A 14885-nucleotide genomic window follows, 5' to 3' on the forward strand; every position below is an offset into this window, starting at 1 on the left:
TTTAATATCTGAAACATTTATACCTGTTAAATTGAAATATTTGACCATTATGAACCGCACGAGTTAATGTTTATTTAATCAATTGATGATCTTAGGTTTATTTCTTTTTTTGGAAGAAAGCCTACTTTTAAAATGATGTACCTAAAGCAATAAGACAAAATAAATAAACATGAAAAAAATCACATTGTTACTTATAATTATAATTTTTGCTTCTTGCTCAAGCTCAAAAAATACATTAGATGGTTTGACTGGCAAAACGAGACACAATCTTATTAAAAGCTGGGGATTTCCTATTCGGACTATTAACAACGCTCAAGGACAGATATTGGTTTATGCAGATCAAGTTTATAAAAACTCTAATAATGCTAAGCAAAGAATTGCCGGGCCAAGTTATTGGAATTATACCTATATATACATTGATTTTGAAGGAAAAGTATATTCCTATAAAAACGAAAAGCAGAATTATCCACCGCAGCAAATAGTTATTGCGGATTAACTTTAATGGCTGATTTTTTTGTTTAGTTATTTACAATCAATAAGATAAGATTGCTTTTTGTTGTTTCTTTAAGTGAATTATTGTTAAATTTAATTACTTTTATTAAAGCTTAAAAAACAATAACAGATGAAAAAAGGAATAACAATACTAGCTGCAATTTTTGTACTTGCTTCTTGTAATAACCAAAACCAGTCAAAAACAATGGATACCACAAAAAACGAAAAAGTAGTAAAGCAATATTTTGAATATTTCAATAGTCATAATTGGAAAAAAATGGCTGAAATGTATACTGAAACAGCCGATTTTAAGGATCCTTCATTAGGGCAGGGAATTGTAAAGCAGACTCGAAAACAAATCGAGGAGAAATATGCAGGTTTAAATGAAGTTTTTCCAGATTTAAAAGACAGTATTGTGCAAATATATCCGTCAGGAGAGAAACATATAATTGTTGAATTTATCTCAAGTGGTACTGCTCCGGATAATTCAAAATTTGAACTGCCTATCTGTACTATTTTTACATTCGAAAATGGAATGATTACAAAAGATTTTACTTATTTCGATAACTTTGAAGAAGAAGATTCAAAGTAAAATAGAGTAATGAAAAATTTATGAGACAAGAGGAAATTATGTACAAAGAGACTGCGATTGCTCTTCATAGTTTTATTCGTGATTTTGAAAATCAGTTTGTATAGTTTTAAGTTTTACTTTTTTTGTAAAGATGGTAACAAGAAGAAAATTTATAATAAACAGCAGTTTGGCAGGAGCCGCAGTTTTGGCTTTGCCGTCATTAGCATTTAGCATGGAGAAAAAAGAAATAGGCTTGCAATTATATACATTGCGAGAGGAACTTCCAAAAGACGTAAAATCGACTTTAAAGAAAATATCAGATTCAGGTTATTCTATTGTAGAAACTTACGGATTTTCAATCAAAGATCAGTTTTGGGGATTATCGCCTTCAGAATTTAAAAAGATTTTGGATGAAAATGATTTGAAAGCCGTAAGCGGACATTATAATTTAGGGAGTTTTCTTTATGATGGAAATAAAGAAGAATTGATTGCTGCTATAAAAGCGGCAAAAACTTTAAAAAGCGATTTTTTAACCGTTCCATGGATTGATGAAGCGTATAGATAAAATAGTGAAGATTATAAAAAGATTGCTGTACGTTTGAATGAAGCTGCCAAAATGTGTAAAGATGAAGGATTGAAATTTGCTTATCATAATCACGATTTTGAGTTTCAAAAATTAGAAAACGGCACTACAGGTTATGAGATTTTGTTAAAAGAAACAGAGAAAGATTTAGTGTTTTTTGAGTTAGATTTATATTGGGTTGTTCGTTCAGGCAACAATCCTCTTGAATTGTTTGCCGCAAATCCGTGGCGATTTAAAATGTGGCATGTAAAAGATATGGATAAAGAAAACCAGAGCTTGAATTCTGAAATAGGATCTGGCTCTATTGATTTTAAGCCTTTTTTCAAGCAGCGAAAAATATCAGGAATGATGTGTTTTTTTGTGGAGCAGGAGAACAATTATATTCCAAATGCTATTGATTCGATTAAAACCAGTTATGATTTCATTTCAAAAAACTTAATCTGAATAAGTAGTAATTTATGAAGAAACTTGTTTTGTTGGTGTTTGTATTTTTTTGTTCTTGTCATTCAAATAAGAAAGAAGAAAATAATTCAAAATCACAGTTAAATTCGCAACAAATTTTACCTCCTCAACCTTATTTTTTAGATATTAAAGTTAATGATGTTAAGCTTGGGGAACCAGTTTTTGGCGATTGGTTGTTTTCTCATAAAGAGAAAGGACAAAGTTTTGAGCAATTTGTTCGGACTAAACATGTTGTTCCAACAAAAGAAGAAGATATTATCTATTTGAAACCAATTGGACAATTTAATTCTTCACAATTAAAACAGATTGAATTGGTTCGTCAATATTTACAAATATTCTTTCAGCTTGAAACCAAGGTTTTAGAAAATGCTTCAAATGATATTATTCCAAATCACGCCAGACGAATTGGAGATGTTGGGCAAGAACAATTTTTAGCAGGATATATTTTGACAGATGTTTTAAAAGAAGAAAGTCCTGATAAAAGAATTGCATTAATGGCAATAACTGAAAAGGATTTGTATCCAAAACCAGAATGGAATTATGTTTTTGGACTGGCATCTTACAGAGATAAAATTGCGGTAAGTTCTATTTACAGAATGCAGAAAGAAGCTGATTTTAATTTATGCTTAGATCGATTGCTGAAAATTTGTTCGCATGAGATTGGGCATATGTTTGGTTTGCATCATTGTATTGAAGTAAATTGCGTCATGAATGGAACCAATAGTATGGTAGAAACAGATAGACATTCTATTAGATTGTGTTCTCTCTGTCAAAGAAAATTAAATACTGGGTTTAAGTATGATAATGTAAAAAGGTTAAAAGAATTAGAAAAATATTTTAAGGACAACAATTTAGCTGAAGGATTACAGGTAACAAAAAAAGACCTTAAAAGCATTCAATAAAAATTAAATAATATGAGTTTCGGAACAAGTAAAGAGTTTATTAAAGGAGATGAAATAGAATGGGAAGTTGTAGGCGAAGGAATCAAACGTAAAATATTAGCTTTTGATGATCGCGTTATGCTTGTTAATGTACATTTTGAAAAAGGAGGAATTGGTGTTTTGCATGAACATTATCATTCTCAGGTTACTTACGTTTCAAGCGGTAAATTTGATGTTACGATAAGCGGCGTAACAGAAACTTTGAAAGAAGGAGATAGTTTTTATATTCCGTCTCATGCTGTTCATGGTGTTGTTTGCTTAGAAAGTGGTCTTCTAACCGATGTTTTTAGCCCAATGCGCGAAGATTTTATGAAATAAAAAAGTTTTCAAATACTGCATAATTGGTATAAAAAGGCTTGGTTTTAATGGAGACTTTAGAAATTTTATATTTTTTTTAAAGTTTTGGTTCCAATTAGAATAGTATTTTTGCAAAATGAATTTATCTAAAACGAATGTCCTTTTTATGGCAGTTTGCACTGGTCTTATCGTTGCAAATCTTTATTACTGCCAGCCTTTAATTGTTTTAATTGCCAACGAATTTAAAATTCCAGAAGCCAGTGCAGGAACTATAACTTATTTAACTCAGGCAGGTTATGCTATTGGGTTGTTTTTTATGGTACCGCTTGGGGATAAACTAGAACGTAAAAAACAAATTTTAATAACCACTTTTGCTTCTGTAATAGCATTGCTTATTGCTGCTGCAGCCAAAAGCTTTTTGGTTCTGCAAATTGCTTCTTTATTAATTGGGATTACATCAATTGTACCACAGCTTATTTTGCCTTTGGCAGCCTCATTGAGCACTCCTGAACAAAGAGGAAAAGTAATTGGAACCATTATGAGCGGTCTCTTAGTTGGAATTCTTCTCTCTAGGACTTTAAGTGGTTTTATTGGTCAGATTTTAGGTTGGAGATCCATGTTTTATATTGCAGCGGGAATTTGTCTTTTGATATTTTTCCTGATCCAAAGTAAATTTCCAGTTAATAAACCTCAGTTTAAAGGTACTTATGGCGAATTGTTAAAATCTTTGTTTACACTTATAAAAACACAGCCTGTATTGCGTGAAGCTACGATGATTAATGTTTTTAGCTTTGCTCAGTTTGGTGCATTCTGGACTACTATGGTTTTATTGCTTTCTGGTGAACCATTTCATTTTAATAGCGCAACAATTGGTTTATTTGGTATTGTTGGTGCTTCTGGAGCATTGGCGGCGCCTTTGGTTGGAAAAATTGGAGACAAAGGAAATTCCAGAATTGCAGTTGGTTACGGTTGTTTGCTGATTTTAATAAGCTTTTTGATTTTCTATTTTTCTATAGAAAGTGTAATCGGAATTGCGATTGGAATTGTGTTTATCGATATTGGAATTCAAGGAGTGCATATTTCAAACCAAACGAGAGTTTATTCTCTATTACCTGAAGCCAGAAACAGGTTAAATACCGTATTTATGTCATTTAGCTTTTTAGGAACCGCGGCAGGATCTGCATACGGATTATTGTTGTGGAAATTAGGCGGATGGCATGCCGTAGCAATTGGCTGTATGGTGTTGTCATTATTAGCATTAGCCGTTTACGGACTTACTTATAAATCAAAGCAGAAACGTCGGGTCTAAAAAAATAGAAAGCACAAATTGATAAAAAATTAATTTGTAAATTTGCAGTCAAATTAAAAATAACAACAATGGAAAACGGAATATACGCTAAATTCAATACTAGTAAAGGTTCGATTTTAGTAAAACTAACACACGATTTAACACCAGGAACCGTAGGGAATTTTGTAGCTCTTGCAGAAGGAAATATGGAGAATAAAGTAAAACCTCAAGGACAAAAATTTTATGATGGATTAAACTTTCATAGAGTAATTCCTGATTTCATGATTCAAGGTGGATGTCCAAAAGGAACTGGAACTGGAGATCCAGGTTATAAATTTGATGATGAATTTGTATCTAGTTTAAAACACGATCGTCCAGGAGTTTTGTCTATGGCAAATTCTGGTCCAGGAAGTAACGGTTCTCAGTTTTTTATCACTCACGTTCCAACTCCTTGGTTAGATGGAAAACACAGTGTTTTTGGTTATGTTGTTGAAGGACAAGATGTAGTTGATGCTGTTGCTCAAGGTGATGCTCTTGAAACTTTAGAAATTATTAGAGTTGGTGAAGAAGCTCAAAAATGGAATGCAATCGAAGCTTTTATTGGTTTAAAAGGTGCTCGTTTGAAACGTGAAGCAGCTTTAAAAGCAGAATCTGAAGCAAAAATGGAACAATTAGCAGCAGGTTTTGATAAAACAGAAAGCGGTTTACGTTACAAAATGATTCAAAAAGGTGACGGTAAACAAGCAGAAGCAGGTAAAACAGTTTCTGTTCACTACGAAGGATCTTTAGAAAACGGAAAAGTTTTTGATTCATCTTACCCACGTAAAAAACCAATCGAATTTAGATTAGGTCAAGGTCAAGTTATTGAAGGATGGGATGAAGGTATTGCTTTATTACAAGTTGGAGACAAAGCTCGTTTTGTAATTCCTTCTGATTTAGCTTACGGACCATCAGGTGCAGGAGGAGTAATTCCGCCAAACGCAACTTTGATTTTTGACGTTGAATTAATGGACGTAAAATAATAAAACTGATAAAGTTTAAATTGATTTTAAATAGAATCCCATTCGCCTTGTCGAATGGGATTTTTTTTATATTTACTTAAAAATAAATCAAGGCAATGAAAACAAAAATTCTAACTTTAGCAGTTGTAACGTTACTTTTAGCGTCGTGCGGTACAAAAAAAACAACCGCTGCAACAGCAGAAACTTCTGCTCCAGCTTCTAAAACGGTAAAAGCCGAATTAACTCCTGAATTGGCAGAAGGTAAAAATTTGTATGATAATAGTTGTGCAAGATGTCACAAATTGTACGAACCAAAAGATTTTACTAAAGAAGATTGGAAACCAATTTTGGTGCGTATGCAGAAGAAAGCAAAGTTAGACGATGTGAAAATGGCATCAATAACAAATTATATTCATTCGCAGTTATAATTTGCTCTTAAGAAATGATAATTAAAACTATTCAGTAAGTCTATTGAATAGTTTTTTTGTTTATGGATAGATATAAAAAAAACACCGTCACAGAATGAGGTGTTTAAAAAGTTATAAATTATGTACAGCCGTATTGTCTACTGCTATTATTTTTAAAGTCTTTATACCAGCAGGTAATTCCCAATCGACTTCGTCATTTTCCTTAAATCCGATGATAGCAACGCTTAATGGTGCAAGAATCGAAATTTTAGATTGTTTTACGTCTGCAGATGAAGGTAAAACGATTTGAATTTTCATTTGTTTATTTGCCTTTACATCTTCAATTGTTACAAAAGAGTTAATTCGGATAACAGAACTATCCAGCTCGCTTTCTTTGCTGATAACTGCACGATCTAATTCTTGCGAAAGCTGATTTGCTTCTTTAGTATTTGTTGAATTTTTACTTTTTAATATCAATTCTCTTAAAAATTGATAATCTGTTTTACAGAATGTGGGTGTCGGTTTCATATATCTATATTTTATTATTATAATTTAAACGTTTGTGTTTTCTGTTTCAAATTTGTTCTTCGTTCAGGCTGATTAGTTTTTTTTTAACTCAAAAAAAATCAAATTGTAGATTTTGTACAATTGATGTTTTGGGATTGTTTGATTAAAAAAAGCAAAAAATTATTTGAGAGAAGTTACTCCTTCAAATAAAAATAAATATTAAAATGTGGTAAAATCCTCCGCCTGAAAGAAGAAATTGGAATAGACGGAGGCCTAATTAATAAAGGCCTTACTATGTGAAATAAAAACAGCACCAGACAGTTCTCTTCTTAAAGAAGACAACAACAGGTAAACTGTAAATATTGTTATAGTGCTCAAAATGAGGATTTGTTTATTAGATAGTGCAAAGATAGGTAAACTTTTTTAAAGGTGTACACTCTTTATTTCCATTTGATATTACAGCCTATACTTGGCTTTTGAATTGCATTTAAGGTACGATTGTAAATTAAGGCATCAATGGCACTCCTTAAATCGCTTCCGCTTAACGGAATTCCGTTTCCAGGCCTTGAATCATCAAGCTGACCTCTGTAAAATAATCGATCTTGACTGTCGAATAAGTAAAAGTCAGGAGTGCAAGCGGCATTATAAGCTTTTGCAATTTCTTGAGTTTCATCAAATAGGTATGGAAAATCAATTTTATTTTTAAAAGCAAATTCAGTCATCATCTCTGGCGAATCTTCAGGATGCTTTTCAATATCATTGCTTGAAATAGCTATTACACCAAGTCCTTGAACGCGGTAATCATTTGCAATCATTACAATTTCTTTCATGACATGAAGAACAAATGGGCAATGATTGCACATAAAAATAACAAGAGTTCCTTTTGATCCTTTCAAATCTTCAAAAGAGTATTCATTATTAGAATTGGTATCTTTTAGATAAAAATTGGGAGCAATTGTTCCCAAAGGAATCATATTTGAAGGAGTTCGTGCCATTTTTATAGAAAATTAGTTCTCAAAAATAGCTTTTAATTTCTGTAAAAAAAAGAGCACAAGAATAATTCTTCTAGAGCTGCTTTTTAAGAGTAAAGACAGCTCTAAAAAATAGATTGTACAAATAATGATATTAAGAACAAAATTTATAGGTTTGTAAATAATCAAAAATCAAAAAATGGATTTAACCTGGAATGAATTTGAAAGAACAGATATGAGAGTTGGAACTATCGTGGAGGTAAATGATTTTCCTGAAGCGAGAAAACCTGCCTTTCAATTGACTATAGATTTTGGGTCAGAAATTGGCATTAGAAAATCATCTGCACAAATTACAAAACGCTATCAAAAAGAAGATTTATTAAACAGACAAATTGTAGCGGTTGTAAACTTTCCTAAAAAACAAATAGGGAAATTTATGAGCGAATGTCTTGTACTTGGTGCAGTAGGCGAGGAGGGAGATGTTATTTTATTAGCTCCTGATTTTAAGATTGAAAATGGGCTTCGTATAGGCTAGTGTTCAGTGTTCAGGTTTTTAGTGTTCAGTTATTTACTTATCTAAAACTGAACACTAAAAACCTGAACACTGATTACTTATTAATATTCGATATCAGCTTTTGCAAAATTGCTTGTCCTTCTTCCCAATATTTTAAATCAGAATCTGAGTTAATGTGGCCTTGTCTGCCAACATTTACAAAATCACTTCCCCATTTTTCAGCAAAATACTGCTTTCTTTCAAACAAAGAGTAAGGGTCGTTTTCACTGGCTACAACTATCGACGGAAATGGTAATTTATAAAGCGGCATTGGTGAAAAATTTCTAATAACATCAGGAGTGTGTTCGGGTGAATCGACATCGGCAGGAGCAACCAGTAATGCTCCGGCAATATTTTTATTGTTGTTTGTTTCTGCCCAATGCAATACTAAAGAAACGGCTAAACTGTGGGCGACCAAAATAGTTGGTTTGTCAAGTTTAGAAACTTGCTCGTTTAAGCGAGAAATCCAATCTTCGCGAACGGGTTCATCCCAATTATCTTGAACTAAACGAATAGAATTTTTAAATTTCTCATGCCAAAAGGTCTGCCAATGTTTGTCGCCAGAGTTTCCCAGACCAGGTAATATTAATAGTTGTATTTCCATTTCTTGGAATTTTTATATATTAAAATGGTTAGTTTAAAAGTTTAGACCTAGTTTTATCTCGACTAAACTTATAGAGTTTAAATATATAAAAAAAGTCCAAAATGGTTAGCATTTTGGACTTGTACTTTTTAAAAAGTTATAATAGGACTAAATATCGTCAAAATCGATATCTGTAAAGCTAGATCTTTGTCCTTCAGGTTTATCAGAACTGTATTCTTTTTTAAAATCTTTTTGATGTCTTTCAGAAATTACTTCTTCGCCTTTGTGGTTCAAAACGTATGAAGTCATTTCTTCTAATATTTCGGCAAAAGCACTAAAATCTTCTTTGTATAAATAAATTTTGTGTTTTTTAAAATGAAAAGAACCATCTTCTTCAGTAAATTTTTTACTCTCAGTAATTGTGATATAATAATCGTCAGCTTTAGTAGCTCTCACATCAAAGAAATAAGTTCTTCTTCCTGCTCGTAATACTTTAGAAAAAATCTCTTCTTTTTCTAACATGTCATTTTCTCTCATAATACGTTCTATCATTTTTTGGAATTAATAGTACTCAAAAATCATAAAAAATTATCTATTACGCAACAATTAAAGTAATTCTTTTTCCGAAAGTTGTTTTAAATATAACGATGAATAATAGCCTTCCTGATTTATTAATTGATTATGAGAGCCTTGTTGAATGATTTTACCATCTTCTAAAATTATAATCTTATCGGCATTCTTTGCAGAGGAAACTCGATGACTGACTATTATTGTAGTTTTATCTTTACAAATTTCGAAAAGGTTATTTAGGATAGTTTCTTCTGTTTCGGTATCTACCGCAGATAAACAATCGTCAAAAAGTAAAATTGCTGGATTTTTTATAATTGCCCTCGCAATCGATACACGCTGTTTTTGTCCGCCAGAAAGTGTGATACCTCTTTCGCCTAAAACAGTGTCGTATTGCTTGTTGAAAGCGGCAATATTATCATGTACAACGGCACTTTTTGCGGCTTCAATTACTTCTTCATCTGTTGCATTTTGATTGCCAAATTTGATGTTATTCTTAATAGTGTCCGAAAACAAGAATGCATCTTGAGGAACAATTCCAATATTATTTCGCAAATCATTTAAGTTTAGCGTACTGATTTCATTTCCGTCAATCGTTATTCTTCCGTCAGTAACATCGTATAATCGCGATATTAAAGATAAGATCGTCGATTTTCCAGAACCAGTTTTTCCTAAAATGGCTAATGTTTCTCCTTTTTTTACGGTAAAAGTGACATTTTTTAAAGCTTCAATGTTAGTATCTGCATAAGTATAACTTACATTTTCAAAAGCAATTGAACCTTGAATGTCTGATGAGTTTGGATTGTTGTTTTTGATTTCTGGTTCGATTTTCAAAAATTCATTTAGACGCTTTTGAGACGCTTCGGCTTCCTGAACCATAGATGAAACCCATCCTAATGAAGCAACAGGCCATGTAAGCATATTTACATACAATATAAATTCAGCAATAGTTCCAATATTCGGAATTGTTCCGTTGATATACATTACGCCTCCAAAGTAAATTACGACTAAATTACTGATTCCGATCAGAGCAATCATTAAAGGACCAAATAATGATTGAACTCTTGCGAGACTTAAGCTTTTACGTTTGCTTTCTTCGGCAAGATCAATCATGTTGTTTTGATGTTGATTTTCTAAAGAATACGCTTTTATAACTCTAATTCCAGAGAATATTTCCTGCGAAAAACTCGAAACTTTTGATAAGTATTGTTGAAAGGTTGTGCTTCGCTTATTGATTTCAGAACTTAGTTTAAAAATGCAATACGATAAAATTGGTAAAGGTAAAATGGTATATAAAGTAAGTAACGGCGAGACATTATACATATATAGTATAACAATCGCAAAACGAATAAAAGTATTAATGGTATACATAACCGCAGGTCCTACATACATACGAACTTTTGATACATCTTCACTAATTCTGTTCATTAAATCTCCGGTGCGGTTTTGCTTGTAGAAATTTTGAGAAAGATTTTCGTATTGTTTAAAAACCTCATTTTTTAAATCAAACTCAATATGACGAGACATTACTATTAAAGTCTGGCGCATTAAAAAGGTTAAAAATCCTCCAACGATGGCACTTGCAGTGATTAAGAGTGCGTTATGGATTAATTCACGCTGATAAAAATCAATAATTATTGTTGAATTTTTGTCTGCTTCGGATAATTTTAGAAAGCGCTCAATCACGTCAAAACACTTACTGACCAGTTTTGGAGTAAATAAGAAAAATATTTGTGCGATTATGGTGATTAAAATACCTAAGGAAAAACTGTATTTGTATTTAATGAAATATTTATTTAAATAGCTTAATTCTTTCATTTTTTTAAGAGATTCAATATTGTATTGATTTAATTTTATGAATTATTCTTAATTAAAATTATAATAAAATGCAATTAAATCAGAAATAATATATTGTGTAATTGTTATTATATAGATAAAAAATTAGCACAAGTGTATTTTTTGTTTAAGTTTGAGAAGTCTTTTTGACAAATTCATAATTTTAACTAATTAATACTAGCGCTATGGATGCAGCTTTCGCAACTGGAAAGGAACTTCAAAAAATGGATCCTGTTTTTGGTCAATTATCTTTTGACGATCACGAACAAATTGTATTTTGCAATGACAAAGATACAGGTTTAAAAGCAATTATTGGTATTCATAATTCGGTTATGGGTCCAGCTTTAGGAGGTACTAGAATGTGGAATTACAATACTGAATGGGAAGCGTTAAACGATGTTTTGCGTCTTTCAAGAGGTATGACTTATAAATCAGCTATCACCGGTTTGAATATCGGAGGTGGTAAAGCGGTAATTATTGGTGATGCTAAAACGCAAAAAACACCTGAGTTAATGCGCAAGTTTGGTGAGTTTGTTCACTCTTTAAGCGGAAGATATATTACTGCTGAAGATGTTGGAATGGAAACTAAAGATATGGATACTGTAAGAGATGTAACTCCTTACGTAACGGGAATCTCTGAAGAAAGAGGTGGTTCTGGAAATCCGTCTCCTGTAACAGCTTACGGTGTTTATTTAGGAATGAAAGCGGCTGCAAAAAGCCAATTTGGTTCTGATGTTTTAGATGGTAAAAAAGTTTTAGTTCAAGGAATTGGACACGTGGGTGAAACTTTGGTTGAGTATTTAACTAAAGAAGGAGCACAGGTTACAATTACTGATATTAACGAAGAAAAATTATATCAGGTTGCTTCAAAATACAATGCGACAATTTATACCGGCGAGGATTTATATACTGCAGATGTTGATATTTATGCACCATGTGCAATGGGAGCAACTATTAACGATAATACAGTTAACAAAATTAAAGCTAAAGTTATTGCTGGTGCTGCAAACAACCAATTGGCAGATGAGAATGTTCACGGTGCAAGATTACAAGAAAGAGGAATTTTATACGCTCCAGATTTCTTGATCAATGCTGGTGGAATTATCAATGTTTATGCTGAATTAGAGCATTACGGTAAAGCAGAGATCATGGCTAAAACCGAGAATATCTATAATACTACTTTAGAGATTATCGATTATGCTGTGAAAAACGGAATGACTACTCATAAAGCTGCGCTTACGATTGCTCAAAATCGTATTGATGCAAGAAAAATTGAAAACGCTAAGAAATAATTAGTGTTCAGTGTTTACTTTTTTTAGTGTTGAGAAAATATATTAGTAAGTCTCAGTTTACAGTTTTTCTGTAAACTGAGATTTTTTTTTATCTGCATACTTAGACTGACTACTAAAATACGGATTACTGATCACTATAAACGGAGACTGACCACTAAATTCTGAAAACTGACCGCTAAAACCATTACTTTTTTGCGAATAAATTTTAATATAAGGATTGAAATTCCTAATTTTGCAGACTAATTTTTAAATGTTCTTACAAGGTGGTAAATAGAAGACACATACGCGTTAAAGTAATGCAGTCCATTTATGCAATGCATCAAAGCGGTTCTGATAATATGGAAAAAGAAGAGAAGTTTCTTTTCTACAGCATTGATAATATTCAGGATTTATATCTTATAATGCTTTCTTCATTGATTGAAATTTGCAAAAAAGAATCTGTTTTTTTACATCTTTCAAGCAAAAAACATCTTGCAACTGCTGCAGAACGTAATCCGAATGAAAAATTTATCAAAAACAAAATTTTTCAACTTCTTGCCGAGAGCAATTCTCTAAGTATCGCTTTAGAAAATCGTAAAATCAACAACTGGACTTTAAATGACGATTATATCATTTTACTTTTAAATGATATTAAAGCAAGCGATTTGTATAAAAAATACATGAGCAACAATGTTAATACTTTTGCGGAAGACAAACAGTTTATTGCTGATTTGTTTGCTGAAGTAATTGTTCCAAATGATAAATTATACGAATATCTTGAAGACGATAAATTAACTTGGGTTGATGATATTCCGGTTGTAAATACACATATCATTAAACAATTGAAAGCAATTAAGACTGAAGATCCAGACGATTTTAGAGTTCCTAAATTGTATAAAGATGTTGAGGATAAGGATTTTGCGAAAGATTTATTTAGAAGAACAGTTTTAAACGAATCTGTTTTGGCAAAAGAATACGATGATAAAACGCCAAATTGGGACAGTGAAAGGATTGCCGAAATTGATACTATTATCTTAAAAATGGCAATTTGCGAATTCTTGAAATTTCCTTCAATTCCAGTAAAAGTAACTCTTAACGAATATTTAGAAATTGCAAAAGAGTATTCTACACCAAAAAGTAGTATTTTTATCAACGGAATTTTAGATAATCTTGTTAAGGAACTTACAGCCAATAAAAAAATGGTTAAAGTTGGAAGAGGACTAATGTAAAAGGGTAATTCCAGTTTATAAATTCCAAAAGAAAGTATTAATATAAATCAAAAACAGAATTTCAATTATGGGACAATTAACTCAATTTGCGCCATTTCTATTAATGTTTGTGGTAATCTATTTCTTCATGATCAGACCACAGCAAAAAAGAGCAAAAAACGAAAAAGAATTTGAAAGCAGCCTAAAAGTAGGTGATAAAATAATTACAAAAAGCGGTTTCCACGGTAAAGTTGTTGAACTTGCTGAAACTTCAGTTATTATCGAAACAATGTCTGGAAAATTAAAAATAGAGCGTTCAGCTATTTCTATGGAAATGAGTGCTGCTTTGAATAAAAAAGCTTAATTTTTTAAATTACAATATCGAAAATCCCAAATTCCTCAATGGAGTTTGGGATTTTTTTTGTGACAAAATTCAACACAATTTTGTCATTTCGAGGAACGAGAAATCTTCGTAAGAAACTCCGCAAACAAAATTGTTAATCTTTGTAGAGCTACTTATGAAGAGAAATTACAACAGGAACTCTATAGAAATCGACTCAATATTGTCATCCCGAGGAACGAGGGATCTCTGTAGGTAGCTCCTCAATCAATTTCCTCAATCTTTGTAGAGTTTCTTACGAAGATTTCTCGTTCCTCGAGATGACAAAAAAAGAAAACCTTTGTCAAGGTTTTAAACTTTGATAAAGGTCTTTTAAGTATTTGATTTTGGAATTTAAAATTTAAATATTAGAATTTAATCTACCTGTATTTATCATTCAGTCCAACATTTGCTAATATCATCGGAATCACTTTTTCGATTCTGGTAAGCTTCGTTTTCTCTTGTTTAGCGGTTTCAATATATTCTAAAAACTCATACTGTTTGTATGGACTGAATTTTTGAAAAGCTGTGGCTAAGGCTGGATTTTGGATCATTTCTTTTTCCAACAGTTCTGAAACTATCATTTCCTTTTTTGAAGGTTTAATAATTTTTCCCTGCTTTTCATTTTCAATAGCTTCTAAGATATATTCTAAAATTTCTTTTTCGTTTACCTCTTCTTTTGAAGTAAAACGCCATTGACGCATAGATTTTGTTTTATCTTCCTGAGCATTGATAAGTCTCTTTTTTTCGTCTTTTAGAAAAACTCCGTTCAGAAACCAAATAGCGAAGTAATTTTTAAAACCTCCAATTCCAATAACATTTTTTTTGTTGTAAACATAAATAGGTCCGCCCCATTTTATAGTTTCAACCAGTTCAGTTTTATCAATAATTGACTTAAGGAAAAGTAATTCTTCCTGCCAATTATTGACTTTGTCCCAAACGTGTTTTTTATCAGAATTAGGTTCCAA

Annotated in this window: 18 protein-coding genes and 1 pseudogene; 13 read left to right on the forward strand and 6 right to left on the reverse strand. The window is 31.7% G+C overall.

Annotated features, from left to right (window positions below; translation table 11 throughout):
* Positions 1 to 169: 169 nt before the first annotated feature.
* The 9 genes and pseudogenes from NLG42_RS11455 (at position 170) to NLG42_RS11495 (ending at position 6063) form a co-directional block, all read left to right on the forward strand.
* A complete protein-coding gene (locus NLG42_RS11455) occupies positions 170 to 496 on the forward strand; it encodes a hypothetical protein (RefSeq protein ID WP_257683859.1) in 327 nt (108 codons plus the stop codon).
* A 126-nt stretch (positions 497 to 622) separates the two neighbouring features.
* Positions 623 to 1084: a nuclear transport factor 2 family protein gene (locus tag NLG42_RS11460; protein ID WP_257683860.1), complete on the forward strand. Its 462-nt coding sequence runs from the start codon at positions 623 to 625 to the stop codon at positions 1082 to 1084.
* Positions 1085 to 1214: 130 nt separating this feature from the next.
* Positions 1215 to 1628, forward strand: a complete 414-nt coding sequence (locus NLG42_RS11465) for a hypothetical protein (protein WP_257683861.1) — start codon at positions 1215 to 1217, stop codon at positions 1626 to 1628.
* Positions 1629 to 1646: 18 nt separating this feature from the next.
* Positions 1647 to 2090, forward strand: a pseudogene (locus NLG42_RS11470) (sugar phosphate isomerase/epimerase family protein); the annotation flags it as partial.
* Positions 2091 to 2104: 14 nt separating this feature from the next.
* Positions 2105 to 3010 (forward strand): archaemetzincin family Zn-dependent metalloprotease, encoded by a 906-nt coding sequence (locus tag NLG42_RS11475; protein ID WP_257683862.1) that lies wholly within the window; start codon positions 2105 to 2107, stop codon positions 3008 to 3010.
* 12 nt (positions 3011 to 3022) lie between these two features.
* On the forward strand, positions 3023 to 3367 hold the full coding sequence (locus NLG42_RS11480; protein ID WP_257683863.1) for a cupin domain-containing protein: 345 nt from the start codon (positions 3023 to 3025) through the stop codon (positions 3365 to 3367).
* A 145-nt stretch (positions 3368 to 3512) separates the two neighbouring features.
* Positions 3513 to 4655: an MFS transporter gene (locus tag NLG42_RS11485; RefSeq protein WP_233207107.1), complete on the forward strand. Its 1143-nt coding sequence runs from the start codon at positions 3513 to 3515 to the stop codon at positions 4653 to 4655.
* 68 nt (positions 4656 to 4723) lie between these two features.
* Positions 4724 to 5656: a peptidylprolyl isomerase gene (locus NLG42_RS11490; protein ID WP_089057625.1), complete on the forward strand. Its 933-nt coding sequence runs from the start codon at positions 4724 to 4726 to the stop codon at positions 5654 to 5656.
* A gap of 95 nt (positions 5657 to 5751) precedes the next feature.
* Positions 5752 to 6063 (forward strand): cytochrome c, encoded by a 312-nt coding sequence (locus tag NLG42_RS11495; protein WP_257683864.1) that lies wholly within the window; start codon positions 5752 to 5754, stop codon positions 6061 to 6063.
* A 111-nt stretch (positions 6064 to 6174) separates the two neighbouring features.
* Here the strand turns inward: NLG42_RS11495 and NLG42_RS11500 are convergent, their stop codons facing one another.
* Both NLG42_RS11500 and NLG42_RS11505 read right to left on the reverse strand, forming a co-directional pair.
* Positions 6175 to 6570, reverse strand: a complete 396-nt coding sequence (locus NLG42_RS11500) for a GreA/GreB family elongation factor (RefSeq protein WP_089057623.1) — start codon at positions 6568 to 6570, stop codon at positions 6175 to 6177.
* A gap of 419 nt (positions 6571 to 6989) precedes the next feature.
* Entirely contained in the window at positions 6990 to 7544 is a 555-nt protein-coding gene (locus NLG42_RS11505; RefSeq protein WP_257683865.1) for a thioredoxin family protein, read from the reverse strand.
* Between the two features lie 175 nt (positions 7545 to 7719).
* Here NLG42_RS11505 and NLG42_RS11510 point away from each other — a divergent pair, with 175 nt between their 5' ends.
* The gene (locus tag NLG42_RS11510) at positions 7720 to 8055 is read left to right on the forward strand and encodes a tRNA-binding protein (protein ID WP_089057621.1); all 336 of its coding nucleotides are present in this window, start codon (positions 7720 to 7722) and stop codon (positions 8053 to 8055) included.
* 73 nt (positions 8056 to 8128) lie between these two features.
* Here the strand turns inward: NLG42_RS11510 and NLG42_RS11515 are convergent, their stop codons facing one another.
* From NLG42_RS11515 to NLG42_RS11525, 3 genes are all read right to left on the reverse strand, one after another.
* Complete coding sequence (locus NLG42_RS11515; RefSeq protein ID WP_099719947.1) at positions 8129 to 8677, reverse strand: RBBP9/YdeN family alpha/beta hydrolase; 549 nt, start codon at positions 8675 to 8677, stop codon at positions 8129 to 8131.
* Between the two features lie 147 nt (positions 8678 to 8824).
* A complete protein-coding gene (locus tag NLG42_RS11520; protein WP_078227816.1) occupies positions 8825 to 9193 on the reverse strand; it encodes a PUR family DNA/RNA-binding protein in 369 nt (122 codons plus the stop codon).
* A gap of 69 nt (positions 9194 to 9262) precedes the next feature.
* Entirely contained in the window at positions 9263 to 11041 is a 1779-nt protein-coding gene (locus NLG42_RS11525) for an ABC transporter ATP-binding protein (protein WP_099719946.1), read from the reverse strand.
* 203 nt (positions 11042 to 11244) lie between these two features.
* Between NLG42_RS11525 and NLG42_RS11530 the strand changes: the two genes are divergently transcribed.
* The 3 genes from NLG42_RS11530 (at position 11245) to yajC (ending at position 13902) form a co-directional block, all read left to right on the forward strand.
* Complete coding sequence (locus NLG42_RS11530; protein ID WP_089057618.1) at positions 11245 to 12351, forward strand: Glu/Leu/Phe/Val family dehydrogenase; 1107 nt, start codon at positions 11245 to 11247, stop codon at positions 12349 to 12351.
* Positions 12352 to 12647: 296 nt separating this feature from the next.
* Positions 12648 to 13559 carry a transcription antitermination factor NusB gene (gene nusB, locus NLG42_RS11535; protein ID WP_257683866.1) on the forward strand — a complete coding sequence of 304 codons (912 nt, stop codon included), beginning with the start codon at positions 12648 to 12650 and terminating at the stop codon, positions 13557 to 13559.
* A 67-nt stretch (positions 13560 to 13626) separates the two neighbouring features.
* Positions 13627 to 13902, forward strand: coding sequence for a preprotein translocase subunit YajC (gene yajC, locus NLG42_RS11540; protein WP_089055418.1), 276 nt, complete (start codon positions 13627 to 13629; stop codon positions 13900 to 13902).
* A gap of 395 nt (positions 13903 to 14297) precedes the next feature.
* Here the strand turns inward: yajC and NLG42_RS11545 are convergent, their stop codons facing one another.
* The gene (locus tag NLG42_RS11545) at positions 14298 to 14885 is read right to left on the reverse strand and encodes a YdeI/OmpD-associated family protein (protein WP_257683867.1); all 588 of its coding nucleotides are present in this window, start codon (positions 14883 to 14885) and stop codon (positions 14298 to 14300) included.

Source organism: Flavobacterium plurextorum (assembly GCF_024638035.1).
GTDB lineage: Bacteria > Bacteroidota > Bacteroidia > Flavobacteriales > Flavobacteriaceae > Flavobacterium > Flavobacterium plurextorum.